Genomic DNA, 24,724 nt, shown 5'->3' with positions numbered 1-24,724 from the left:
TCACCACCAGGAGGAGTCGAGGCGGCCCTCGATCGAGCGGATGTTGGCGCGGGCGCAGTCCTCGCAGAAGTAGGTGCGCCGGCCGTTCTCCACCGAACAGGTCCAGGTCAGCGGCAGGGTGTCGGCCGTCTTGCCGCAGCGCGCGCAGACGAGGGGCCCCTCGGGGGTACGGGCGTCGTTCACCCTCGTGACGATAACCCGACGAAGGGCCGAGGTGCCGACAACGCACCGCGGGGACCGGTCCGTTCGGACCGGCCCCCGCGAGGGCGCCCCTGGGGGCGCGGGTTCGGTTAGTGCATGACGGCCATGGCCAGCGCGCGGCGGGCGCGCAGCGAGACGCGCTCGGCGCGGCGCTGCATGCGTCGGGCGGCGACCAGGCGCACGGCCTGGCGTTCCGCGTCGGCCTCACGGTGTCGCTCGTGCATATGGGCACGGGCCAGGGCTTCTGGGGCGAGTTGCATTTCACGGGTCCTGTTCTGACGCGCGGTGGGCGCGGCGGAGGGGAAGAAGACTGAGGTCGCGAAGCCGGCGGGCTCGCTGGTGGAAGAGGTCATCGGGGCCTGCTTCTGGGGATCGTGCGTGAGGGGGCGGTCGATGGTTCCGGTGGCGCTCATGCCGCGACCGGGTTCTTGCGCGGACGGCCACGGGGCCGCTTGCGGGCAACGACCACGCCCTGGACGAAGAGCTCGCCGCCCCAGACGCCCCACGGCTCGCGCCGCTCCTTGGCGCCGGCGAGGCAGGCGGCCATGAGCGGGCAGGTCCGGCAGAGGGACTTCGCGTACTCGACGTCGGCCGGGGACTCCGCGAAGAAGACCTCCGGGTCGTAGGCGCGACAGGGGACGGGGACGCCGAGGTTCTCGATGGCGTCGTCGAGCGCGGTGAGCGCGGTGAGGGGGGCGAGGGGGGTCAAAGCGGGGTCCTCCGTGAGGCCGGGCAGGGAGATCGATTCGGAAGGCGGTACGGACGGGGCGTGCGCTTCGAGTTGCACGGTGGTCTTTCCTCGTCTGGTCGTTCCGGCCTGTTGACCGGGGTTTCGGCTGGTACCGGGTGTGTCTGTCTGTCCCGAGGCGCCTTCGTGTCGTCGTCCCCGTTCGGGGACAAACAAAAGGGCCGCGGATCCCGGGTGGGGTTCCGCGGCCCTGAAGGCGCCGGTCTGATCATGGATCAGACTGGATCACTCCAGGGTTCGAGCCCACGGAAGGCCCACATCTTGTGCTCGTGCGTCGTCTGCTGCTGGGTGCCGGCACCGGTCGCCGCAAAGTCATAGGCCTTGGCCTTGCCTGCTGCTCCTGCTTCCAGTGCCTTGGTCGGTCGCTCATTGCGCAGCTCCACGGCAGGCCGCATGCCGAGACCGGCAAGGCCGGAGACGGACAGACCGGTGCCAATGAACGCCGAGGCGGAGAGGCCGAGCGAGCAGACGGAGGCGACGGAGCGATCGGTCATTTTGACGGTGCTGGCGAAGCGGGCACTGCTGACAGAGCCGGCGGTGCTGGTCTGAATGATGTTGCTGATCACGTGGAATCGCCTCCTCTCGGCGTCTCGGAGGGCTCGGGTGCGAGCCGGACCCTCATGTTTATTTGGACAAGTACAGCACAGAGACAGGGCTTCTCAGAAGCCGCTGTTTCCGTGGTTAAGAACCTATGGGGCCTGACGGGGCAGGCGCAAACTATTTTTCCGACGAGTTTTCCTCAGCTCTCGTCGACGCCCGCCCCTCCCTCCCCACCTGCGCAGATGGCCAGGACGTCGTCGCCGAAGCGGTCCAGCTTGCGGGCGCCGACGCCGGAGATCGAGGAGAGCTCTCCGCCGGTGGCGGGGACCCGCTCGGCGATGGCCATCAGCGTCTTGTCGGTGAAGACGCAATACGCCGGCTGGCCGAGCTCCCTGGCCTGTTCCGATCGCCAGTCGCGGAGCCGCTCGTACAGGCCCTCGTCCATGTCCGAGGGACAGTCCTCGCAGCGCATGAGCTTCATCGCGCCCGCCTCGGTGAGGGTCGCCCCGCAGACCCGGCAGAGGACGGGGCCGCGCGGCTTGCGGCGGCCGGCGGCGGCGCCCCGCTCGAAGGAGCCGGAGCCGCCCGAGGCGACGGTGCCGAGGGACCCGGAGCCGGGCCGCAGGCCCTTGAGGAAGCGGCTGGGGCGCCGGGAGGCCCGCCCGCCCGGGGAGCGGGAGAGCGCCCAGGAGAGCGTGAGGTGGAGCCGGGCGCGGGTGACACCGACGTACAGCAGGCGCCGCTCCTCCTCGACCTGCTCGTCGGTCTTGGCGTAGGTGATGGGCATCATGCCCTCGGTGAGGCCGACCAGGAACACGGCGTCCCATTCGAGGCCCTTGGCGGAGTGCAGTGAGGCGAGGGTGACGCCCTGCACGGTCGGCGCGTGCTGCGCGGCGGCCCGCTCGTCGATTTCGGCGACCAGGTCGGAGAGGGTGGCTCCGGACCTGGCGCGGGCGAAGTCCTCGGCGAGCCGGACGAGGGCGGCGAGGGACTCCCAGCGGTCGCGGACGGCGCCCGAGCCGGCGGGCGGCTTGCTGGTCCAGCCCTTGGTGGAGAGGACGGCCCTGACCTGCGCGGGCAGGTCCTCGGCGTCGTCGAGGAGGGAGTCGTTGCCCCCGGCGCGGGCCGCGCCGCGCAGGGCGATGCCCGCCTCCCGTACCTCCTGGCGCTCGAAGAAGCGCTCGGCGCCGCGGAGCTGGTAGGGCACTCCGGCGTCGGCGAGGGCCTGCTCGTACACCTCGGACTGGGCGTTGATCCGGTAGAGGACGGCGATCTCGCCGGCCGGGACGCCGGCGGCGATGAGGTCCCGGATGCGGCGGGCGGTGCCCTCGGCCTCGGTCGGCTCGTCCGCGTACTCCGTGTAGACGGGATCGGGGCCGGGGTCGCGCTGGGAGATCAGCTCCAGGCGGTGCTCGGCGGCCCGGCCGCGGGCCTGGCTGAGCAGCCCGTTGGCGAGGTGGACGACCTGCGGGGTGGAACGGTAGTCGCGGACGAGTTTGACCACCGTGGCCCCGGGGTGACGGGTGCGGAAGTTCAGCAGGTGGTCGGGCGTGGCGCCGGTGAAGGAGTAGATGGTCTGGCTCGCGTCGCCGACCACGCACAGGTTGTCGCGGTCGCCGAGCCACAGGTCGAGCAGCCGCTGCTGGAGCGGGGAGACGTCCTGGTACTCGTCCACCACGAAGTGCTGGTACTGGCTGCGGATCTGGTCGGCGATGTCGTGCCGGTCCTGGAGGATGCCGACGGTGAGCAGCAGCACGTCCTCGAAGTCGATCACCGAGCGGTCGCGCTTCAGCTGCTCGTACATGGCGTAGATCTGGCCGATTTCCGCCGGGTCGCGCGGGGCGTCCCGGTGGGCCTTGGCGACGACGGCCGGGTAGTCGGCGGGGACGGTCTGGGTGACCTTGGCCCACTCGATCTCGCCGGTGACGTCCCTGAGCTCGTTCCGGTCGAGCCGGATCCGGCAGCGGGCCGCGGCGTCGGCGACCAGCTGGATCTTCCGCTCCAGGAGCCGGGGCAGATCACCACCGACGGCTTTCGGCCAGAAGAACTGGAGCTGCCGGAGGGCCGCGGAGTGGAACGTACGCGCCTGGACGCCGCCCGCGCCGAGCTGCCGGAGCCGGCCGCGCATCTCGCCCGCGGCGCGGTTGGTGAAGGTGACGGCCAGCACACTGGCGGGCTGGAGTCTGCCCGACCGCACCCCGTACGCGATGCGGTGGGTGATCGCCCGCGTCTTGCCCGTGCCGGCGCCCGCCAGCACGCACACCGGGCCGGTCAGGGCCAGGGCGACCTCGCGCTGCTCGGGGTCGAGCCCGTCGAGCACCGCGTCGGCCGTCTCCGGGACCTGCGGGAAGAGAGTGGAGTGCGTTGCTGCTGTCACCCCCCAATGCTGCCAGGTCCGCCGAGCTTGCCGCGGAGACTTGTCCACAGGGGGCGTCCGCGGTCATACGAATTCCGGGAATGGGCGGACCAGGGCGTACGTTCTCCTTCTCGGCACCCGTCAGCGAAACCAAGAGGAGCGCCTCGCCATGCAGGGCACTGTGACGATGTACAGCACCACGTGGTGCGGCTACTGCCGTCGGCTGAAGAGCCAGATGGAGCGCGAGGGCATCGCGTACACCGAGATCAACATCGAACAGGACCCCGATTCGGCGGCGTTCGTCGAGAAGGCCAACGGCGGCAACCAGACCGTTCCGACCGTCCTCTTCCCGGACGGCTCGACCCTGACGAACCCGAGCCTCGCCCAGGTGAAGCAGGCCCTCGGCGTCTGAGGCGCGCGCCCCCGGCGCACGAAGAACCCCCGACCGGTACGGACCGGCCGGGGGTTCTTCGCATACGTGTGTGACGTGTCGTACGTCTCAGATCACGTCGCCCGGCTTCGGCAGCGGCTTGCCGTACCAGCGCTCGATCAGGCGGGAGGCGATCGAGATGCCGTACGGGGGGATCACCTCGCCCGACTCGAAGGCGGCGGCCAGGTCCTCGCGGGAGAACCAGCGGGCCTCGTGGATCTCCTCGCCGTCCACGGTGATCTCCGAGGAGGTCGCGCGGGCGAAGAAGCCCAGCATCAGGCTGGACGGGAAGGGCCAGGGCTGGCTGGCGATGTACTCGACCTCGCCGACCGTGACCCCGGCCTCCTCGAAGACCTCGCGGACGACCGACTGCTCGATGGATTCGCCGGGCTCGACGAAACCGGCGAGGGTCGAGAAGCGACCCTCGGGCCAGTGGACCTGGCGGCCGAGGAGCGCCCGGTCCTCCTCGTCGGTGACCAGCATGATCACCGCGGGGTCGGTCCGCGGGTAGTGCTCGGCGCCACAGGCCTGGCAGCGGCGGATGTGCCCGGCGGCGGCGATGACGGTGCGCTCGCCGCAGCGCGAGCAGAAGCGGTGGAGGCGCTGCCAGTTCTCCAGGGCCACGGCGTGCACCATGAGGCCCGCGTCCCGGTCCGACAGCAGCAGTCCGGCCTCGCGGAGCCCGGCGGGGCGGGCGGACTGGTCCATGCGGCCGGGCAGGGAGTCCTTCTGGAGCGCGAAGTAGGAGACCCCGTCGGCGTCCGTGCCCAGGAAGTAGCGGTGCGTCTCGGTGACCGGGGCCTCGAACGCCGGGGTCATGACGAGCTCGGTGGTGCCGTCCGCCGTGTCGTCGATCAGCACCTGGCCCCCGGAGACCACGAAGACCCGCGTGGTGGGGTGGCTCCAGGCCGCCGCCAGCCACGCCTCGTCGAGGCGGTGGTGCGCGGCGCGGTCGATGCCGCTCGGAGCGGTGAGCGAGATCGGGCGGTCCGCTGACGCGTTCTTCAAGGTGGTCACAGGTGCTTCCAACTCCCCCGGATCGGTGTGTGGGTTCAGCGCGCGGCTGCGGCTAGGGCGGCGGGCAGGTCGCCCCACAGGTGAGCCGTGGTCTCGACGCCCTTCATGAGGAGATCGAGCTCGATCTTCTCGTTGGGGGCGTGCCAGCCGTCGGACGGGACGGAGATGCCGAGGAACAGCACGGGCGCCTCCAGGACGTCCTGGAGGTCGGCGGCCGGTCCCGAGCCGCCCTCGCGCGTGTAGCGGACCTTGGCGCCGTCGAAGGCACGGCTCATGGCCCCGGCGACCGCCTTGAGGGCGGGGTGGTCGAGGGGCGTGAGGCAGGGACGGGTCGGGGCGCCGAAGACGATCCCGTACCGGATGCCGGCCGGGACGAGACCGGCGAGCCAGTCCCGTACCGCGAGCTCGATCTTGGCCGGGTCCTGGCCGGCGACGAGCCGGAACGACAGTTTGAGCTGGGCTGAGGCAGGGACGATCGTCTTGCCGCCGGGGCCCTGGTAGCCGCCGCCGATGCCGTTGACCTCGGCGGTGGGGCGGGCCCAGACCCGCTCCAGGGTCGAGAAGCCGGCCTCGCCGAGCGTGCCGTGCGACTTCGCCGTACGCAGCCAGGCGGCCTCGTCGAAGGGCAGCTCGGCGACGAGGGCGCGCTCGGCGTCGGTGAGCTCCGTCACCCCTTCGTAGAAGCCGGGGATCGCCACGCGCTCGTGCTCGTCGTGGAGGGCGGCGACGATCCGGCCGGCGACGGTGGCCGGGTTCGGCACGGCGCCGCCGAAGGAACCGGAGTGGATGTCCTGGTCGGGGCCGTACAGCTCGATCTCGCAGTCGGCGACGCCCCGCATGCCGGTGCACACGGTGGGCGTGGTCTCGGACCACATGCCGGTGTCGGAGACGATCACGGCGTCGGCGGCGAGCCGCTCGGCGTGGGTCTCGACGAGGGCGCGGAAGTGCGGGGACCCGGACTCCTCCTCGCCCTCGACGATCAGCTTGAGGTTGACCGCCGGCGCCGTGCGGCCGGTGGCGGCGAGGTGGGCGCGGACACCGAGGGTGTGGAAGAACACCTGCCCCTTGTCGTCGGCCGCCCCGCGCGCGTACATCCGTCCGTCGACGACGGTCGGCTCGAAGGGGTCCGTGTGCCAGCCGTCCTCGCGGGCGGCGGGCTGCACGTCGTGGTGGCCGTAGACGAGGACCGTCGGGGCGTCCGGGTCCCCGGAGGGCCACTCGGCGAAGACGGCGGGGGCGCCGTCGGTCTCCCAGACCTCGACCGTGGTGAAGCCGGTCCCGGCGAGCTTGGCGGCGAGCCAGTCGGCGCTGCGCCGTACGTCCCCGGCCCGGTCCGGCTGCGCCGAGACGGACGGGATGCGCAGCCACTCGGCGAGGTCGCCGAGGAAGGCGGCACGGTGCTGTTCGATGTACGTACGTACGGCGTGGACGGCGCTGTCCGGGGTCTCGCTCATGCCCCGAGCCTATCCGGCGCCCGGGGGTGTCCCTCCCGGCAGGAGGGCCCCATCGGTGTCCGGCGCCGTCTCTCCCAGCAGGAGCGCTTCCAGCTCGGCACGGCCGGGCAGGCGGGCGGGGCGGGCGACCTCGCCCGTCCGCACGTAGACGAAGGCGGCGGTCACGTCCTCCGGCGCGAGGCCGTGCTGCTCGGCCCAGGCGAGCCGGTAGATCGCGAGCTGGAGCGGATCGGCGGTGCGCAGCCGGCTGGTCTTCCAGTCGACGATCTCGTACGCGCCGGACTCCGGGTCCCGGTAGACGGCGTCGATCCGGCCCCGGACGACCCGGCCCCCGAGCGAGAGGTGCACGGGGACCTCGACGCGGTACGGGGTGCGGTGGGCGTACTCGGTACGGGCGAAGGCCTCCTTCAGCTCGTCGAGGTCCCGCTCGTCGAGGATCTCGGGCTCGCCCGCGAAGTCCTCCCCGCCGGGCAGGTCCTCCGGGCCGAGGAACGGCAGCGGCAGCTCCTCGAAACGGGACTCCACCCACGCGTGGAACCGGGTGCCCCGGCGGGCCGCCCGCTGCGGCGCCTTCGGCATCGGCCGGGCCAGCTCCTGGGCGAAACCGTCGGGGTCGGCCGCGAGGCGGAGGACCTGGGAGGCGGAGAGGTACGCGGGGAGCACGACGTCACGGGTGGTCGCGCGGGCGCGGCGGAGTTCGGTGGTGAGGGAGGTGAGGTCGCGGTCCCAGGAGGCGATGGCTCGCGCGTCTTCGGGGGTGAGGCCGGGGTACGGCTCCGCGGGCGGGGCCTCGGGCTCCTGGCGGGGTGCCGGGACCGCGTCCGCGTGGGTGTCCTCCGGGAGGGCCTCTTCGTCCCAGACGGGTTCCTCCTCTTCGGGCCACGGGTCCTCAGGGTGCGGGTCCTGGGGGTCGGGCGCCGTGCGCGTGGGGTTGTGTCCACCGGTTCCGCCCTGCGGAACGATTGCCCACAACCGGGTACGGACAAGCTCGGCCGCCCTCCTCCGGAGGGTCAGGGCATCCGCGTCCAGCGGCAGGGGCCAGGCCTGGCCCTTCTCCTGGTCCGTCAGTGTCGGGTTCTTCGCGTCCTGTTCGGGTTCTTCCGACCACGTCTCGATGTCTCCGTGGCCCGCCTCGCAGTGGGCGTACAGGGCCTGGAGGAAGTCCGAGGGGCCTCGGGGCTTCTTCTGGGACGGGCCCCACCAGTGGGCCGAGCCGAGCAGCAGGGAGCGGGGGCGGGTGAAGGTGACGTAGCCGAGGCGGAGTTCCTCGGTGTGCTGGTGGTCCCGCATCTCGTTCTTGAAGGCCGTGAGGGCCTTGGCGTTCCAGGTGTCGACGGTCGGCAGCGTGGCCGCGTCGCCGCGCAGGGCGTGCGGGAGCACCTGCGGCTGTGAGGTCCACGACTCGCGGGCGCGGGCGCTGGGGAACTGGCCGGTGACCAGGCCGGGGACGGCGACGACGTCCCACTCCAGGCCCTTGGACTTGTGGGCGGTGAGGACCTTGACGGTGTTCTCGCCGCCCGGCAGGGCGTTGTCGAGGCCCTTCTCGAACTGGACGGCCGTGCGAAGGAAGCCGAGGAACGCGAGCAGGCTCGCCTCGCCGTCGAGGGAGGCGAAGCCGGCGGCGATGTCGAGGAAGTGGCCGAGGGTCTCGCGGCGGCGGGCGGCGAGCGCGTGCGGGGAGGCGGACAGCTCGACTTCGAGGCCGGTCGCGGAGAGCACCCGGTGCAGGACGTCCATGAGGGGGTCGGCGAGCGAGCTGCGCAGGGCGCGCAGCTCGGCGGCGAGGCGCGCGAAGCGGACCCGGGCGTCGGCGGAGAAGGCGAGGCCGTCGTCGGCCGCGCCGCCGGAGTCGAGGAAGGTGTCGAGCGCGTCGGCGAGGGAGACGACCTCGGCCGGGTCGACGCCCTCCACGGCGGCGGCGAGCCGCTGCTCGGGGTCCGGTTCCTCGCCGCCCCGGTGGACGAGGTGGCGGGCCCGCCGCCCGAGGAGCGCGAGGTCGCGGGGGCCGATGCGCCAGCGGGGGCCGGTGAGGAGGCGGACCAGCGCGGCATTGGCCCCGGGGTCCTGGAGGACCTCGCAGACGGCGACCAGGTCGGCGATCTCGGGCAGGTGGAGGAGACCGGAGAGGCCGACGACCTCGACGGGGACGTCACGGGCGACGAGGGCCGCGTGGATGGCGGGGAAGTCGGTGGCCGTCCGGCACAGGACGGCGATCTCGCCGGGCTCGCGGCCGGTGCGGACGAGGTGGGCGAGGGAGTCGGCGAGCCAGTCGATCTCCTCGGCGTGGGTGGGGAGGAGGGCGATGCGGACGCTGCCGTCGGCCTCGGCGCCGGGTGCGGGGCGCAGCGCCTCCACGCCCGCGTGCATGGCGCGCAGGGGGGCGGCGAGTCCGTTGGCGAGGTCGAGGAGGCGGCCGCCGCTGCGCCGGTTCTCGGAGAGGGAGTAGCGGTCGGCGGGGCTGCCGTCCCGGTGCGGGAAGTGCTGGGGAAAGTCGTCGAGGTTGGCGACGGAGGCGCCGCGCCAGCCGTAGATGGCCTGGCAGGGGTCGCCGACGGCGGTCACCGCGTGTCCGGTGGCCTGTCCTCCCGTGCCCTGGCCGAAGAGGCCGGAGAGCAGCAGCCGCTGGGCGACGGACGTGTCCTGGTACTCGTCGAGGAGCACGACCCGGAACTCCTCGCGGAGGATCTCGCCGACCTCGGGCCGGGTGGTGGCCAGCTCGGCGGAGCGGGCGATCTGGTCGCCGAAGTCGAGGAGGTCGCGGGAGCGCTTGGCGGCCCGGTAGCGGACGACGAGGTCGAGAAGTTCACGGCGGGCGGTGGCGGCCTCGGGGATCTTGCGCAGCTCGGCGTTGCTGAGCCTGGCCTCGGCGAGGGCGGTGAGCAGCGCGGAGTCGTACGCGTGGAGCGTTTCGGGTCGTACGAGGTGTTCGGCGAGCTCGGCGTCGAGGGCGAGCAGATCCGTGACGAGGGTCGGGAAGGACCGGGTGAGCGCCGGGTACGGGCCGGGCGCCTCGCGCAGGACGCGCGCGGCGAGCTGGTAACGGGTGGCGTCGGCGAGGAGCCGGGAGGTGGGTTCGAGGCCGATGCGGAGGCCGTGGTCGGTCAGGAGCTGCCCGGCGAACGCGTGGTACGTGGAGATCCGGGGCTCGCCCGGCGGGTTGTCCGGATCGATGACGTCGGGGTCGGTGACCCCGGCGCGGACGAGGGCGGTGCGGACGCGCTCGGCGAGCTCACCGGCGGCCTTGTTGGTGAAGGTGAGACCGAGGACCTGCTCGGGGGCGACCTGGCCCGTGCCGACCAGCCAGACCACCCGGGCGGCCATCACCGTCGTCTTGCCGGAGCCGGCTCCGGCCACGACGACCTGCGGGGCGAGCGGCGCGGTGATGCAGGCCGTCTGCTCCGGGGTGAACGGGATGCCGAGGAGCTCCTTGAGCTGCTCGGGGTCGGTGATGTGTGCGGTCACCTCAAAGAGGCTAACGCGGACGACCGACAGTCCGGTCCGGCCCGGCCCGGATCTCGTGAGGGATCCTCGTCACGCGGGCGTGCCCCCGTCCAGCTTCGACAGGTCCACCGTCTCGTCGGCGGGCGGGACGACCACGCGGACGGGCTTGTCGTAGTCGGAGAGCACCATGGAGCCGGGTTCCGCGCCGCCGGTCTTGACCATCTTCAGGATGTACGGCTTGCCCTCCTGGGAGACGGACACCGTGGTGGTCTCGCCGCCGGCCTTCTTCTTCACCAGGGTCGCGACGGGGGTGCCGTCGACCTCGGCGTCGGGACCCCTGGTCAGCCCGCGGCGCTCCGCCTTGTCCTTGTCGAGGTCGGCGAGGAGTGACTTCAGGTCGCAGACGCCGCCCAGGTCGGCGCTGCCGGCCTGCCCCGGGGCGATCTTCAGCCAGCGGCCCTTGACCAGCTCGACCGTGGCGTCGATCTGCGCCTCGGGCATCCCCTGGGAGGCCATGGAGACGCGCCAGAAGGCCTCGTCGCCCTTCATGTACGTGACCTGGTCGATCTTGCGCAGTTCGGCGGTGCCGCCCTTGATCTTCATCACGCCGGTGCACTCGTCGCGGTCGTTGACCGCGAAGTCGATGTCGAGGGGCTGCCCCTCCGTGACGACCCGGCCGGTCATCCGGAGCGAGGTCGCCGACTGCGTCGCCGCGACGGCCCGATCGCCGATCTCGTCGGCGGTGAGGCCGTCGAACGGATCGGGCGACGGCGCCGCGACCGCGGGGGCGCCGGCCGGGACACCGGTCGTCGCCGCCCAGGCCGCCACGGGCGCGGGACCCGCGGCGACGGCGACGACGCAGACGACGGCCGCGGCGCGGAGCTTTCGGTGGGACGCCATGCGAGCCTCCTCGCGGTTTCCCCGCCCCCTGTCCACCAGGGTCACCCCGCGCACGCGTGCCCGCTACTTCGCGCCCCGCTCCCCTGCGCGCCTCTCTTCCCTGCGCGCCCGCTCCCCCGTGCCCGGGGCCGTCCCGTCAGTCGACGACCTGGCGGCCCTCGGGCTGCGCGCTGCACGAGGCCCGGAACGAGCAGGTCGTGCAGTGCTGGCCGGTGGTGGGGGTGAAGCGCTCGTCGAGGACGCGGCCGGCGGCGTTCGCGAGCAGCTCGCCGACCCACTCCCCGGCGAGCGGCTCCTGCGCCTGCACCTTGGGGAGGGCGTCGCCGCCCTCCTTCTGCGGGGCGCTCTGCCGAAGCTGTACGAGTTCGGCGCCGCCCGGCTCAGGTCGCCGCCCGTCGAAGACCTCGTCGAGGGCGCCCTCGCGGACCGCGAGCTGGTAGACGGCGAGCTGCGGGTGGTGGGCGACCTCGTCGCGGGTGGGGGCGGACTTGCCGGTCTTGAAGTCGACGACGTACGCGCGGCCGTGCTCGTCGGTCTCGACGCGGTCCATGGAGCCGCGGATGCGGACCTCGTACGCGCCCGCCTCCAGGGTCACGTCGAAGCCGTGCTCCGAGGCGGCCGGGGTGCGGCCGCCCCGGTCCATGACGTGCCAGCTCAGGAAGCGTTCGAGCGCCACGCGCGCGTTCTGCTTCTCCTGGGCCGACTTCCAGGGGGCGTCGAAGGCGAGGGCGTCCCACACGGAGTCCAGGCGGGCCATGAGGACGTCGAGGTCGGCGGGGGTACGGCCGGAGGCGACCTCGTCGGCGAGGACGTGGACGACGTTGCCGAAGCCCTGGGCGGCGGTGGCCGGGGCCGCGGCCTTGACCTCGCGGCCCAGGAACCACTGGAGGGAACAGGTGCTGACCAGGTTGTCCAGGGAGCTCGGCGAGAGGGCGACGGGCCGGTCGTGCTCGCGCAGCGGCTCCGGGCCCTGGGTCGGCTCGAACAGGCCCCACCAGCGGTCCGGGTGCGCGGCCGGGACCAGCGGCTGGCCGTCCTCGTCGGTCAGCGCGGCGAGCTCGGCCAGCCGGTGGGCGGCCGCGTCGCGGAGCGTGGGCGAGGCGTCCGGGTCGACGGTGGTGGCGCGCAGTTCGGCGACCAGGGCCGAGACGGCGAGGGGGCGGCGGGGACGGCCGGGGACGTCCTTCGGCTCGGCGCCGAGCTCGGTGAGGAACCGGGAGGGCTGGTCGCCGTCCTCCGCCGCGGCCTTCACGGCGGTGACGACGAGCCGGTCACGCGCGCGCGTGGCGGCCACGTAGAAGAGGCGGCGTTCCTCGGCGAGGAGCGCGCCGGGGGTGAGGGGCTCGGCCAGGCCGTCACGGCCGATGCGGTCGGCCTCCAGGAGGGAGCCGCGGCGGCGCAGGTCGGGCCAGAGGCCCTCCTGGACACCGGCGACGACGACGAGGCTCCACTCCAGACCCTTGGAACGGTGGGCGGTCATGAGGCGGACCGCGTCGGGGCGGGTGTGGCGGCGGGTGAGGGTGTCGGCGGCGATGTCCTGGGCGTCGAGCTCTTCGAGGAAGTTGAGGACACCGCGGCCGCCGACGCGCTCCTCGGCACGGGCGGCGGTCTCGAAGAGGGCGCAGACGGCGTCGAGGTCACGGTCGGCGTTGCGCCCGGCGGGCCCGCCGCGGAGTGCGGCGCGCTCCAGACGGCCGGGCCAGGGGGTGCCGTTCCAGAGCACCCAGAGGGCCTCCTCGGCGGTGCCGCCGTCGGCGAGCAGCACCCGGGTGCGGCGGAGGAGGTCGCCGAGGCGGTGGGCCCCGCGCGCGTAGGAGGGGTCGTGCGCGACGAGCCGTTCGGGCTCGGCGAGGGCGCGGGCGAGCAGGACGTCGGAGGGGGGCGGGACCTTGTTGCCCGCGGCCCGCTCCTCGTCGCGGAGGGCGCGGCCGAGGCGGCGCAGGTCCGCGGGGTCGACACCGGCGAGGGGTGAGGCGAGCAATTCCAGGGCGGTCTCGACGGGGAGCCGGCCGACGGTGGCGTCGGGCTGCGCCGCGGGCTCGGCAGGCGCGACTGACTCGGGCTCGGCGGGCTCGGCGGGCTCGGCGTCCGCGGGGTGCGCCGACTCTGCGGCGCCGTCGTCGGTCGTGCCCGCCCTCCCCCGGACTCCGTCCGGGGCGACCCCCATCGCCCCTGGGGAACGCATGCCCACAACCTGTGCCACCGCCCTCAGCGCCAGCAGCAGGGGCGCCACCGCCGGTTCGTGGCGCAACGGTGTGTCCGCCGCGTCCGTTTCCACCGGGACTCCCGCCGAGGTGAGGGCGCGGCGGAGGGACGGGAGGTTGGCCGCGGCTCGGGTGAGGACCGCCATGTCCTGCCAGGGGACGCCGTCCTCCAGGTGGGCGCGGCGCAGCAGGTCGGCGATGTTCTCGGCCTCCGCCGAGGCCGTCGGGTAGGTGTACGCCTCCGCCCGGCCTCCGTCCCGCACCGCCGTGAGGTCCCGGTGGGCGCGGACCTTGTCGGCGGGGAGCCGGGGCATCGGCATCCGCTGGGCGAGCAGCCGGGTCGCGCCGAGCAGCTCGGCGCCCGAGCGGCGGGCGGTGCGCAGGACCCGGACGTCGGCGCCGCCGAAGGAGTCGGGGAAGTCGAGGATGCCGTTCACGTCGGCGCCCCGGAAGGCGTAGATGGACTGGTCGGGGTCGCCGAAGGCGACGACCGTGCTCCCGCCCGTCGCCCGACCACCGCCCCTCACGGACGCCCTTCGGGCGGCCCCTGTCGAACCGCCCGCGAGCGCGTGGAGCAGCCGAACCTGTGCCGGGTCGGTGTCCTGGTACTCGTCGACGTAGATCGCGTCGTACGCGGGCAGGCTGATGTCCTCGGCGAGGAGTACGGCCCGGTGGACGAGTTCCGTGTAGTCGAGGACGCCCTGGAGGTCGAGGACGTCGAGGTACTCGGCGAGGAAACCGGCCGCCGCCTTCCAGTCGGGCCGGCCGACCCGCTCCGCGAAGTGGGCGAGCGCATCGGGTCCGAGGCCCAGTTCGCGGGAGCGCGCGAGGACGGCACGTACCTCGTCGGCGAAGCCGCGGGTGGTGAGGCAGGCGCGCAGTTCGTCGGGCCAGCGGATGCTCCCGAGACCCGCCTTCTCCAGGTCGATGTGGCCGGCGAGCAGCTCGCGTACGGCGAGGTCCTGCTCGGGTCCGGAGAGCAGCCGCAGCGGTTCGGCGAAGAGTTCGGCGTCCTGGTGGGCGCGGATCAGGGCGTAGCAGTACGAGTGGAAGGTGGTGGCCTGCGGCGGGCGGCGGCCGCCGAGCCGGGCGGCCATGCGGTCGCGGAGTTCGACGGCGGCCTTGCGGCTGAAGGTGAGGACGAGGAGCCGTTCGGGGTCGGCGCCCTTCTCCATGCGGGCGGCGACGGCCTCGACCAGGGTCGTCGTCTTGCCGGTGCCGGGTCCGGCGAGGACGAGAAGAGGTCCGCCGCTGTGGTCAACCACTTCCCGTTGGGTTGCGTCCAGCTGAGGGGGATCCATCGGGGCCGGCGTGGTACGCACCAGTCGGTACGCGCCCGGGGTCCGCTGCCGTCCTGAACCCGGGTACGGCTGTCCCTGGTGCGGCGGCGTACGCCGGGTGGTCGAGGAGGTACTCACGTGGGTCGCCGGTCCTGGTGGGAGTGGTGGTGCGGGTGAGGCGGCCGTCCGCCGTGGCGGGCCGCCGGGCTCGTCGGCCCGCCGTCGCCTCGGGAGACGCGAACGTCGACGTTACGCGAAACGGACCGCCGCCGAGCCGTACTCCGTACCCCGTTCCGTCCCGGGTGCGCCCCGCCCGCCGCCTCTCGTGCCCCGGCCGGCAGGTGTGTCCTCGGGCGGCACCCTCAGGTGTGAGTTCCGTCCCAGCGCGCCCGCCGCATGTCGATCTTCGGTACGTGTCCTTCGGCCGCCGGGCCCCGCTCGCGCAGCGGGGTGCCCTCCTCGCGGTAGTGGCCGAGGGCCCTCAGCTCGTGTCCGGGGAGCAGCGTGCCGTCCGAGCGGACCACCCGCCACCAGGGCGCCGTCCCGCCGTACAGGGCCATGACGCGGCCGACCTGGCGCGGCCCGCCCTCGCCCAGCCATTCGGCGACGTCGCCGTAGGTCATGACCCGGCCGGGCGGGATCCCGTCGGCGACGTCGAGCACCCGCTCCGCGTACTCGGGCAGTTCTCCGGTCTCCCCCACGGGCACCTCCATACTCATCCGCCCCATCCTCCCTCACCCCACCGACATGGCCCTGATGCCTCCGCGCGGCGGCTCTTCATGCCACCATCGTGCGGGCGGTGACTGGTGATACGAGATCAAGAGCGACAAATACACGAGCAAGAGCAAGAACGACATCACGAGCAAGTACGAGAACGACACGACGCGCATGCAGAGACGGACATGGTGATGGGGCAGGACTCTCAGCCTCCGGAGGAGGCGCGGCCCGACCTGCCCGAGCGGGTCTCCGGCGACGAGCCGCTGCTCGCCGCCCGGGTCCACCGGCCCTCCGACCTGATGCGGCTGCTCTCCGGTCTGCTCGCCATCGGGCTCGTCATCGCCGTCGCCGCGTTCGCCCACGCGACGACCTCGGGTCTCGAGGAGGACATCAACAAGGGCGCCGTCGGCGCACCCGATGTCTTCGTCAAGATCGCCGGTCTCGTCTCCTCCATCGCCGTCCTGCTCGTCCCCGTCGCCTTCGCCATCGAACGCCTGATCAAACGTGACGGGCTGCGCATCGCGGACGGCGTCCTCGCCGCCGTGCTCGCGCACGGCGTCACCCTCGCCACCGACCTCTGGGTCGCCCAGGCCGCGCCCGGCACGATCCAGGACGCGCTGACCCAGCCGCAGTCCGGCGGCGGGCTCACCGACCCCGTACACAACTACCTCGCCCCGGTGATCGCGTACATGACGGCCGTGGGGATGGCCCGAAGACCGCGCTGGCGGGTGTCGCTCTGGGCGGTGCTGCTGCTCGACGCGTTCACCATGCTGGTGGCCGGCTACACCACCGCTCTGTCGATCATCCTGACCGTCCTGATCGGCTGGACCGTGGCGTACGGCACGCTGTACGCGGTCGGCTCCCCCAACGTCCGGCCCACCGGGCAGACCCTCCTCGCCGGCCTGCGCCGGGTCGGCTTCCGGCCGGTGACGGCGCTGCGCGCCGAGGGCGTGCCCGACTCGGCGGACAGCGGCGACCGGGGCCGCCGGTACATCGTGACCCTGGAGGACGGGCCGCCGCTCGACGTCACCGTCGTCGACCGCGAGCAGCAGGCGCACGGCTTCTTCTACCGCGCGTGGCGGCGGATCACCCTGCGGACGATCACCACCCGCCGGTCGATCGTCTCGCTGCGGCAGGCCCTGGAGCAGGAGGCGCTCCTCGCGTACGCGGCGATCGCCGCCGGGGCGAACGCGCCGAAGCTGATCGCCACCTCCGAGCTCGGACCGGACGCCGTGATGCTCGTGTACGAGCACATCGGCGGCCGGAGTCTCGACTCGCTCGACGACGACGACATCACCGACGAGCTGGTCCGCAGCGCCTGGCGCCAGGTACGGGCGCTGCAGTCGCGCCGGATCGCGCACCGCCGGCTCACGGGCGACGCGATTCTGGTGGATCGTTCCGGCAGGGTGATCCTCACCGATCTGCGGGGCGGCGAGATCGCGGCCGGCGATCTGATCCTGCGGATGGACATCGCCCAGCTGCTCACCACCCTCGGCCTGCGGGTCGGGGCCGAGCGGACGGTCGCCGCGGCCGTCGAGGTGCTCGGCCCGGACGCCGTCGCCGACTGTCTGCCGCTGCTCCAGCCGATCGCGCTGAGCCGCTCCACGCGCGCGACGCTGCGGAAGCTGGCCCGCGAACGATCGGCACGCGAGCGGGAGGCCGTGCTCGCCGCCTCGGAGGCGGCCAAGCACGAACGGGAGCTGGCGAAGGCCCAGGCCGCGGAGGCCGCCGCGGACGTGCCGGCCGTAAGGGCGGAGACGAAGGCGGAGAAGAAGGCGGACAGGAAGGCCGAGAAGCGGGCCCTCGACACCGCGCTCGACGAGGCCCGCGAGGAGGACCTGCTGGCCCAGATCCGGCAGCAGGTGCTGCTGATCCGCCCGCAGGCCCCGGTGGAACCGGTCCGTCTGGAGCGGATCAAGCCGCGGACCCTGATCAGTCTGATCGCGGGCGCGGTAGCCGCGTACTTCCTGCTGTCGCAGATCGCCCGTACGCCGCTGTCCACGGTCAGCCAGGCGGACTGGCGGTGGGTGGCGGCCGCGGTGCTGTTCTCCGCGGTCAGCTATCTGGCGGCGGCGATGAGCCTGCTCGGCTTCGTGCCGGAGCGGGTCGGGTTCTGGCGGACGGTGGTGGCGCAGGTCGCCGGCTCGTTCGTGAAGATCGTCGCCCCGGCGGCGGTCGGCGGTGTCGCCCTGAACACCCGCTTCCTCCAGCGCTCGGGGGTACGGCCGGGGCTCGCGGTGGCCAGTGTCGGGGCCTCCCAGCTGTTCGGTCTTGGGGCGCACATCCTGCTCCTGCTCTCCTTCGGCTATCTGACGGGGACGGAGAGGTCGCAGTCCTTCAGCCCGTCGAGGACGGTCATCGCCGGTCTCCTCACGGTCGCGGTGCTCGTGCTCGTCGTGACGGCGATCCCGTTCATGCGCAAGTTCGTGTCGACCCGGCTGCGCTCGCTCTTCGCGGGTGTCGTGCCGCGCATGCTGGACGTCCTCCAGCGGCCGATGAAGCTGGTGACCGGCATCGGCGGGATGCTGCTGCTCACCGGCGCGTTCGTGCTCTGCCTGGACGCCTCGATCCGCGCCTTCGGCCACGGGCACCAGTCGATCAGCTACGCGAGCGTGGCCGTCGTCTTCCTCGCGGGCAACGCGCTCGGTTCGGCGGCCCCGACCCCGGGCGGTATCGGCGCGGTCGAGGGCGCTCTCACCCTCGGTCTGGTCGCGGTCGGCCTGCCCATCGAGGTCGCCACCCCGGCGGTGCTGCTCTACCGCCTGCTGACCCTGTGGGTCCCGGTCCTCCCGGGCTGGATCTGCTTCAACTGGCTGACGAAACGCGGAGCACTGTAGCCCGGGGCCCGAAACACGAGACGCGAGACGGGCCCGGGGCCCCACCGCTAGACGGGCCGACCCCCTCGTCGAAGCAGGGGCCCCGTCGTCGAAGCAGGCGGGGCCCCCTACGCGCCACCCGCATGGACCTCCGTCCCGCGCGGCGGCGCGAGCGGCGGCCCACCATGGGCCTATGCCGATCTCCGCCGCCCAGCGCGCCGCTCTGCTCACCGCCACCACCGTGCTGCTCGCCGCCGGCTGCTCGGACGGGAGCGACAACGCGGCGGACCAGACGAAGCCGAGCGGTACGGCCGCCGGGCTGGCGGCGCAGAAACTGGCCTGGGCCCCGTGCCCGGCACCGTCCGCCGCCGAGGGCGGCGGGACCGCCCCCTCCCCGCTCCCCGGGGGCGCCGCCTGGGAGTGCTCCTTCCTCCAGACGCCGCTCGACTGGTCGGTGCCGGAGGGCGAGACCATCGAGCTCGCGCTGATCAGGGCCCGCGCCCGGGACAAGGACCGGCGGATCGGTTCGCTGGTCTTCAACTTCGGCGGGCCCGGCGGCTCCGGCGTCACCGGGCTGCCCGGCTTCGCCAAGGACTACGAGACCCTGCGCAGCCGCTTCGACCTGGTCTCGTTCGACCCGCGCGGGGTGGGCCGCAGCGACCCGGTGGAATGCCTCACCGACAAGGAGCTCGACGCCTACTACGCCCTCGACTTCACCCCCGACGACGAGGCCGAGGAGCTGACGCTCTCCGACGCGCAGAAGAAGTACGCGACCGGCTGCGACAAGGACGCGGGCCCCGCCCTGCCGCACGTCGGCACCGAGAACGCCGCCCGGGACATGGACCTGATGCGCCAGGTCCTCGGCGACGACAAGCTCCACTACTTCGGCATCTCGTACGGCACCGAACTCGGCGGCGTCTACGCCCATCTCTTCCCGAAGAACGTCGGCCGGGCCGTCTTCGACGCCGTCGTCGACCCGGACGCCGGCGTCGAGGACGGGGCGCTCGGCCAGGCGAAGGGCTTCCAGCTGGCCCTCGACAACTTCGCCCAGGACTGTGTGGACCGCGGCGACGAGTGCACCCTGCCCGGCTCGACGGTCGCCGAGATCGAGACCTTCGTCATCGATCTCCTGACCTCCCTCGACAAGGAGCCGATCCCGGGCATCGGCGAACGCAAGCTCACCCAGACGCAGGCCACCAACGGCATCGCGCAGGCCCTCTACTCCAAGGAGTACTGGACCTATCTGGAGCAGGGTCTCGACGACGCCGACGGAGGCGACGGGGGGCTGCTCCTCACCCTCTCCGACTCGATGAACGGACGCGGCCCGAACGGCTCCTACAGCAACATCCAGGCCGCCAACGCCGCCATCAACTGCGTCGACTTCAAGGAGCGCTACACCCTCGGCCAGGCGAAGGAGCGGCTCGGCCAGTTCCGCGAGGCCTCCCCCGTCTTCGGCGACTTCATGGGCTGGGCGCTCTCCAGCTGCTCGCAGTGGCCGGTGGCCGGGACCTGGGAGCACCCGGACGTCTCCGCTCCTGATGCGGCGCCGATCCTGGTCGTCGGCAACACCGGCGACCCGGCCACTCCGTACGAGGGCGCCCGCTCGATGGTGAAGGCGCTCGGCGAGGGCGTCGGCGTGGAGCTGACGTACGAAGGCGAGGGCCACGGCGCCTACAACAGCGGCAGCGCGTGCGTGAAGAAGGCGGTCGACGCCTACCTCCTGGACGGCAAGGTCCCCGCCTCCGGCACCGTGTGCAAGTAGCGCGGCCCCCGGGTCGTGTCCGGAAAGTCCCGTCTGGCCCGCGACGCACACGACCTAGGATGGCCGCCTTGCCGGGATCCTGGGGGAACACGTGTCCATACGCATGTCCATACGCATACGCCTGACGGTTCTGGCCGTGACGGGGGTGCTGGTCGCGGGCTGCACGAGCACGGACGGCGGGGCTCCCGGTGCCGCCTCCGCCGCGCCGACGACCACCGGCGCCAAGCCCACGACGACGACCGACGCCAAGCCGTCCACCACCGCCCCCGTGCTCCCCGCCCTCCCGGGGCCCCTCACCGGCCAGCGCCTCGCCTGGAAGCGCTGCGCCGCCCCGGAGGGCGGGCAGCGTCCCGGCCCGGAGTGGCGCTGCGCGGCGGTGACGGTGCCGGTGGACTACGCGAAGCCGGAGGGCCCCACCCTCCCGATCGCGCTGATCCGCAAGACGGCCACCGACGAGCGTGGCCGCATCGGCTCGCTGCTCTTCAACTTCGGCGGCCCCGGCGCCTCGGGGGTCGACATCCTGCCGCAGGCGGCCGAGGAGTACGGGGACCTGAACGAGCGCTACGACCTGGTCGGCTTCGACCCGCGCGGCGTCAGCCGCAGCGCGGGGGTGGTCTGCCGGACCGACGCCGAACAGGCCGCCGCCGAGGCCGTCGACCTCACCCCGGACTCGGCCGCCGAGGAAACCGCGTACCTCAAGGACAACGCCGACTTCGCCGCCGGCTGCTCCGAGCGATCCGCCTCGCTCCTCCCGCACACCACGACCACCGCGACCGCCCGTGACCTGGATCTGATCCGGCAGGTCCTCGGGGACGAGAAGCTCCACTACTTCGGCATCTCGTACGGGACGCAGCTCGGCGGCACGTACGCCCACCTCTTCCCCGAGAAGGTGGGCCGGCTCGTCCTCGACGCCGTCGTCGACCCGACCGCCGACACCGTCGGGCACGCCCGCCACCAGACGATCGGCTTCCAGCGGGCCCTCGACAACTACCTGAAGAGCACCGGCCAGGACCCGAAGGCCGGCACCGAGCGGATCTCGCGCCTGCTGCGGAAGCTCGACCGCGCGCCGCTGACCGTCGGCGAGCGGCGGCTCACCGAGGGCCTGGCGCTCACCGGCATCGCGGTGACGCTGTACGGGCAGTCCAACTGGCCCCTCCTCACGGAGGCCCTGGAGGACGCCGAAGGCGGTCGCGGCGGCGCCCTGCTCGAACTCGCCGACTACTACAACGACCGTGACGCGAGCGGCCATTACTCCACGCAGACACACTCCCAGCGGGCGATCTCCTGCGCCGACTCCAGCGCGCGGGCGACGGCCGCCGAGGCGAAGGCGCTGATCCCCGAGTTCCGCCGGCTCTCCCCCGTGTTCGGCACGTTCCTCGCCTGGGACACGGCCGGCTGGTGCAACGACTGGCCGGTGAAGGGCGAGCGGGCGACCCCGGAGGCGAGCGCCCCGGGCGCCGCCCCGGTCCTCGTCGTCGGCACGACGGGCGACCCGGCGACCCCGTACGAGGGCGCGGAGAAGATGGCGAAGGAACTCGGCACGGGTGTCGGCGTCCTCGTCACCAACGAGGGCGAGGGACACGGCGCGTACGGCACGTCGTCGTGCGTGACGGCGACGGTCGACGCGTACCTCCTGGACGGCAAGGTCCCCGCCTACGGCAAGACCTGCTCCAGCGGGGCGGCTCGTAGCGGGGCGTGACCCGTAGCGGGCATGGGAAGGGGCCCGGATCTCGTGTCGAGATCCGGGCCCCTCCGTTCGGCCGACTAGTAGACCGGCTTCTCGGGCTCGATCTGGTGGACCCAGCCGATCACGCCGCCGCCGACGTGGACCGCGTCCGCGAAGCCCGCGGACTTCAGCACCGCGAGGACCTCCGCACTGCGGACACCCGTCTTGCAGTGCAGGACGATCCGCTTGTCCTGCGGGAGGTCCTGGAGGGCGGTGCCCATCAGGAACTCGTTCTTGGGGATCAGACGCGCGCCCGGGATCGAGACGATCTCGTACTCGTTCGGCTCGCGGACGTCGATGATGTCGATGTTCTCGCCGTCGTCGATCCACTCCTTGAGCTGCTTCGGAGTGATCGTGGAGCCGAGCGCCGCCTCCTGGGCCTCCTCGGACACGACGCCGCAGAAGGCCTCGTAGTCGATGAGCTCGGTGACGGTCGGGTTCTCGCCGCAGACCGCGCAGTTCGGGTCCTTGCGGACCTTCACCTGGCGGTACTGCATCTCCAGGGCGTCGTAGATCATCAGACGGCCGACCAGCGGGTCGCCCACGCCGGCCAGGAGCTTGATGGCCTCGGTGACCTGGATGGAGCCGATGGACGCGCAGAGCACGCCCAGGACGCCGCCCTCGGCGCAGGACGGGACCATGCCCGGCGGCGGGGGCTCCGGGTAGAGGCAGCGGTAGCAGGGACCGTGCTCGGACCAGAAGACGGACGCCTGGCCGTCGAACCGGTAGATCGAGCCCCAGACGTACGGCTTGTTCAGCAGCACGGCCGCGTCGTTCACCAGGTAACGGGTGGCGAAGTTGTCGGTGCCGTCGACGATCAGGTCGTACTGGCTGAAGATGTCCATCACGTTCTCGGCCTCGAGCCGCTCTTCGTGGAGGATCACGTTCACGTACGGGTTGATGCCGAGCACGCTGTCGCGCGCCGACGCGGCCTTGGAGCGGCCGATGTCGGCCTGGCTGTGGATGATCTGGCGCTGGAGGTTCGACTCGTCGACCTCGTCGAACTCCACGATGCCGAGCGTGCCCACGCCGGCGGCGGCCAGGTACATCAGCGCCGGCGAGCCGAGACCGCCGGCGCCGACGCACAGCACCTTGGCGTTCTTCAGCCGCTTCTGCCCGTCCATCCCGACGTCCGGGATGATCAGGTGGCGGGAGTACCTGCGGACCTCGTCTACGGTGAGCTCGGCAGCCGGCTCGACCAGGGGTGGCAGCGACACGGGGACTCCGGTTGTCGGTATGTCAGTACGGTTGTTCTCCCCGTAACACTGCCACGCTCCTCCTCATTCCGAGACACCCGGTCCGATCCGCGAGACGATTTCGTCCCAGTAGCCGGGCAGCGAGTGGAATGGCGCGGTTTGTCCCGGACCCCCCGCGCGGTCGGTGAAGAAGATCGTCCCGGCCCCCTGCCAGCGGGCGATCCGCAGGGCCTCGTCCAGGTGGGTGCGTGGAACACCGTGCACGAGATGGACGAACTTCGCCTCCGTGTACTCGGCCGTCCACTCGGCCACCTGCGACCAGCGGTAGTCCGCCCAGGCGCCCGAGAAGGTCACCAGCTGGTCGGCGGTCTCGGCGTATCCCGGATGGGGATGGGTGCCGTGGCCGAGGACGAGATGGGCCTCGCCACCGAGCACCGCCTCCAGGGTCGCGGTGACCCGCCGCACCCCGGCCAGGTCCGCCCGGTCCGAGGGGCAGCGGTCCAGGTAGTAGCCGTCGACCTTGTACCAGTCGACGAAGCGGTGGGCGTCCGAGACGAGCTCTCCGAACGGCCGGGATCCATACGCCGCGTCCAGGTGCCCGAGGACCCTGATCCCGGCGTTACGGAGCCTCCCCGCCGCCTCCAGACAGTGCGGGTCGGGGCGGCTGCCCGGCCCCTCCGCCACATTGAGCACCGCCCAGTGCAGCGGGGTCCCGGGGCGGGTCAGCTCGCCCCACTCGACCGGGGCGAGCAGCGGGTGGGCATAGCCGGGCACGCCCACCCCGAGGGCCTCCTTCACCGCCCCCGTGGTCGCCGTCAGATGCGACACGCCGCCTCCATCCAGATGTCGGCGAGCGACTCCTCCAGGTTGATCCGGGGCCGCCAGCCGAGCCTGTCGCGGGCGGTCCGGACGTCGGCCTGCTGCCAGGGGCCGCAGCCGTCGGGGTACGGGTAGGGGGCGGCGGCCAACTGGTCGGCGATGGTCCCCTCGGTGCGGGGGGCGCCGATCATCGGGCGCTGCGGCATGCCGTGCGGGGCGTCCAGCTCGTGCAGGTTGCCGGAGTAGCCGGCGACCCTGGCGAGGACGGCGGCGGCGTCCCGGAGCCGGACCGCGCGGCCGGTGCCGATGTTGACGACGCCCTGGGCGGCGGAGAGCGAGGCCGCGTGCACGGCCCGCGCCACGTCCCGTACGTCGACGAAGTCCCGCTGCACGCCGAGACCGCTGAGCTTGAGCTCGCCGTCCCCGGCCTGCATGGCCCGGCGCATCGCCTCGGCGAGCCGGCCGAGCGGCGATCCGGCCGGGGTGCCGGGTCCCACGGGCGAGAACACCCGGAGCACCACGGCGTCGAGCCCCGAGCCCAGGACGAGTTCGGTCGCCGCCAGCTTCGACACCCCGTACGGGCCGCCGGGGCGGGGTACGGCGTCCTCGGCGGTCGAGGAGCCGGGCTGGCTCGGCCCGTACTCCGAGGCGCAGCCGACCTGGACGAGCCGGGCGCCGCAGCCGCTGCGGCGCAGGGCCTCGCAGACCGTGGCGACGGCGACGGTGTTGTGCCGGGTCAGGTCGCGGGCGCCGCCGCGGGTGGCGCCGGCGCAGTTGACGACGACCCCGGGGTGGACGGCGTCGAGGAAGCGGGTCAGCGCACCCGGGCTGCCGGAGGCGAGGTCGAAGCGGACGTCGGCGTCGTCGCCCCGGCCGAGCGCGGTGAGGTGGACGGCCGGGTCGGCGAGGAGCCGGTCGGCGACGAAGCGGCCGATGAAGCCGTTGGCTCCGAGCAGTAGAACCCTCATCGTGCGGCCCCTTCGTGCCGACCGGCCGTTCCTTGGGGTTGCGGGGTCATGGTCTTCGGTCTCCTTGCGGGGTGATGAGAGAGGTGACGGGGCGCGCCCGCGGCGTCGGCTCCGCGGGTGCGAAAAGGGGTGGTGCGGGAGGGCCGGCG

General features: G+C 72.9%; 18 protein-coding genes. 4 read left to right on the top strand and 14 right to left on the bottom strand.

Annotation, left to right across the window (positions count from 1 at the left end):
- The 5 genes from OG462_RS28690 to OG462_RS28670 form a co-directional block, all read right to left on the bottom strand.
- Positions 1-183 (bottom strand): hypothetical protein, encoded by a 183-nt coding sequence (locus tag OG462_RS28690; protein ID WP_406061947.1) that lies wholly within the window; start codon positions 181-183, stop codon positions 1-3.
- 107 nt (positions 184-290) lie between these two features.
- Positions 291-614 (bottom strand): hypothetical protein, encoded by a 324-nt coding sequence (locus OG462_RS28685; RefSeq protein ID WP_406061945.1) that lies wholly within the window; start codon positions 612-614, stop codon positions 291-293.
- Positions 611-988, bottom strand: a complete 378-nt coding sequence (locus OG462_RS28680) for a WhiB family transcriptional regulator (protein WP_406061943.1) — start codon at positions 986-988, stop codon at positions 611-613. The genes OG462_RS28685 and OG462_RS28680 overlap by 4 nt, the downstream gene beginning before the upstream one ends.
- Before the next feature lie 176 nt (positions 989-1,164).
- Positions 1,165-1,443 (bottom strand): hypothetical protein, encoded by a 279-nt coding sequence (locus OG462_RS28675; protein ID WP_406066758.1) that lies wholly within the window; start codon positions 1,441-1,443, stop codon positions 1,165-1,167.
- Positions 1,444-1,688: 245 nt separating this feature from the next.
- Entirely contained in the window at positions 1,689-3,866 is a 2,178-nt protein-coding gene (locus OG462_RS28670; RefSeq protein WP_406061941.1) for an ATP-dependent DNA helicase UvrD2, read from the bottom strand.
- A gap of 148 nt (positions 3,867-4,014) precedes the next feature.
- On the opposite strand from OG462_RS28670, the gene OG462_RS28665 reads away from it, so the two are divergent.
- The gene (locus OG462_RS28665; protein WP_366041947.1) at positions 4,015-4,257 is read left to right on the top strand and encodes a mycoredoxin; all 243 of its coding nucleotides are present in this window, start codon (positions 4,015-4,017) and stop codon (positions 4,255-4,257) included.
- Positions 4,258-4,344: 87 nt separating this feature from the next.
- Here OG462_RS28665 and nudC read toward each other — a convergent pair whose 3' ends face one another.
- From nudC to OG462_RS28635, 6 genes are all read right to left on the bottom strand, one after another.
- Positions 4,345-5,292, bottom strand: coding sequence for an NAD(+) diphosphatase (nudC, locus tag OG462_RS28660; protein WP_406061939.1), 948 nt, complete (start codon positions 5,290-5,292; stop codon positions 4,345-4,347).
- Positions 5,293-5,327: 35 nt separating this feature from the next.
- A complete protein-coding gene (locus OG462_RS28655) occupies positions 5,328-6,746 on the bottom strand; it encodes a dipeptidase (protein WP_406061937.1) in 1,419 nt (472 codons plus the stop codon).
- Between the two features lie 9 nt (positions 6,747-6,755).
- Entirely contained in the window at positions 6,756-10,208 is a 3,453-nt protein-coding gene (locus OG462_RS28650; RefSeq protein ID WP_406061935.1) for a UvrD-helicase domain-containing protein, read from the bottom strand.
- A gap of 69 nt (positions 10,209-10,277) precedes the next feature.
- Complete coding sequence (locus OG462_RS28645) at positions 10,278-11,087, bottom strand: hypothetical protein (RefSeq protein ID WP_406061933.1); 810 nt, start codon at positions 11,085-11,087, stop codon at positions 10,278-10,280.
- Positions 11,088-11,223: 136 nt separating this feature from the next.
- Positions 11,224-14,709, bottom strand: a complete 3,486-nt coding sequence (locus tag OG462_RS28640; RefSeq protein ID WP_406061931.1) for an ATP-dependent helicase — start codon at positions 14,707-14,709, stop codon at positions 11,224-11,226.
- A 224-nt stretch (positions 14,710-14,933) separates the two neighbouring features.
- Positions 14,934-15,299: an MGMT family protein gene (locus OG462_RS28635; RefSeq protein WP_406061930.1), complete on the bottom strand. Its 366-nt coding sequence runs from the start codon at positions 15,297-15,299 to the stop codon at positions 14,934-14,936.
- Positions 15,300-15,473: 174 nt separating this feature from the next.
- On the opposite strand from OG462_RS28635, the gene OG462_RS28630 reads away from it, so the two are divergent.
- From OG462_RS28630 to OG462_RS28620, 3 genes are all read left to right on the top strand, one after another.
- Positions 15,474-18,125, top strand: coding sequence for a lysylphosphatidylglycerol synthase domain-containing protein (locus tag OG462_RS28630; RefSeq protein ID WP_406061928.1), 2,652 nt, complete (start codon positions 15,474-15,476; stop codon positions 18,123-18,125).
- Positions 18,126-18,297: 172 nt separating this feature from the next.
- A complete protein-coding gene (locus OG462_RS28625; RefSeq protein WP_406061926.1) occupies positions 18,298-19,866 on the top strand; it encodes an alpha/beta hydrolase in 1,569 nt (522 codons plus the stop codon).
- A gap of 103 nt (positions 19,867-19,969) precedes the next feature.
- Entirely contained in the window at positions 19,970-21,565 is a 1,596-nt protein-coding gene (locus OG462_RS28620; protein WP_406061925.1) for an alpha/beta hydrolase, read from the top strand.
- 65 nt (positions 21,566-21,630) lie between these two features.
- Here OG462_RS28620 and moeZ read toward each other — a convergent pair whose 3' ends face one another.
- The 3 genes from moeZ to OG462_RS28605 all read right to left on the bottom strand — a co-directional run bounded on the left by moeZ (position 21,631) and on the right by OG462_RS28605 (position 24,575).
- Entirely contained in the window at positions 21,631-22,809 is a 1,179-nt protein-coding gene (moeZ, locus tag OG462_RS28615) for an adenylyltransferase/sulfurtransferase MoeZ (RefSeq protein ID WP_187622393.1), read from the bottom strand.
- A 63-nt stretch (positions 22,810-22,872) separates the two neighbouring features.
- Positions 22,873-23,616: a spherulation-specific family 4 protein gene (locus OG462_RS28610; RefSeq protein ID WP_406061923.1), complete on the bottom strand. Its 744-nt coding sequence runs from the start codon at positions 23,614-23,616 to the stop codon at positions 22,873-22,875.
- Entirely contained in the window at positions 23,604-24,575 is a 972-nt protein-coding gene (locus tag OG462_RS28605) for an NAD(P)-dependent oxidoreductase (RefSeq protein ID WP_030320749.1), read from the bottom strand. Before OG462_RS28605 ends, OG462_RS28610 begins: the two co-directional genes overlap by 13 nt.
- Between the last annotated feature and the right edge of the window lie 149 nt (positions 24,576-24,724).

The sequence above is a fragment of the Streptomyces sp. NBC_01077 genome (assembly GCF_045162855.1).
GTDB lineage: Bacteria > Actinomycetota > Actinomycetes > Streptomycetales > Streptomycetaceae > Streptomyces.
Note: the sequence above shows the minus strand (reverse complement) of the source record. Positions and strands in the feature narration are given on the sequence as shown.

What these genes read in the sequence shown, in the direction of transcription:
- OG462_RS28685 (WP_406061945.1), bottom strand. Translation starts at nt 614, where the DNA reads ATGAGCGCCACCGGAACCATCGACCGCCCCCTCACGCACGATCCCCAG.
- OG462_RS28675 (WP_406066758.1), bottom strand. Translation starts at nt 1,443, where the DNA reads ATGACCGATCGCTCCGTCGCCTCCGTCTGCTCGCTCGGCCTCTCCGCC.
- OG462_RS28665 (WP_366041947.1), top strand. Translation starts at nt 4,015, where the DNA reads ATGCAGGGCACTGTGACGATGTACAGCACCACGTGGTGCGGCTACTGC.
- OG462_RS28655 (WP_406061937.1), bottom strand. Translation starts at nt 6,746, where the DNA reads ATGAGCGAGACCCCGGACAGCGCCGTCCACGCCGTACGTACGTACATC.
- OG462_RS28645 (WP_406061933.1), bottom strand. Translation starts at nt 11,087, where the DNA reads ATGGCGTCCCACCGAAAGCTCCGCGCCGCGGCCGTCGTCTGCGTCGTC.
- OG462_RS28635 (WP_406061930.1), bottom strand. Translation starts at nt 15,299, where the DNA reads ATGGGGCGGATGAGTATGGAGGTGCCCGTGGGGGAGACCGGAGAACTG.
- OG462_RS28630 (WP_406061928.1), top strand. Translation starts at nt 15,474, where the DNA reads ATGGTGATGGGGCAGGACTCTCAGCCTCCGGAGGAGGCGCGGCCCGAC.
- OG462_RS28625 (WP_406061926.1), top strand. Translation starts at nt 18,298, where the DNA reads ATGCCGATCTCCGCCGCCCAGCGCGCCGCTCTGCTCACCGCCACCACC.
- OG462_RS28620 (WP_406061925.1), top strand. Translation starts at nt 19,970, where the DNA reads ATGTCCATACGCATACGCCTGACGGTTCTGGCCGTGACGGGGGTGCTG.
- OG462_RS28605 (WP_030320749.1), bottom strand. Translation starts at nt 24,575, where the DNA reads ATGAGGGTTCTACTGCTCGGAGCCAACGGCTTCATCGGCCGCTTCGTC.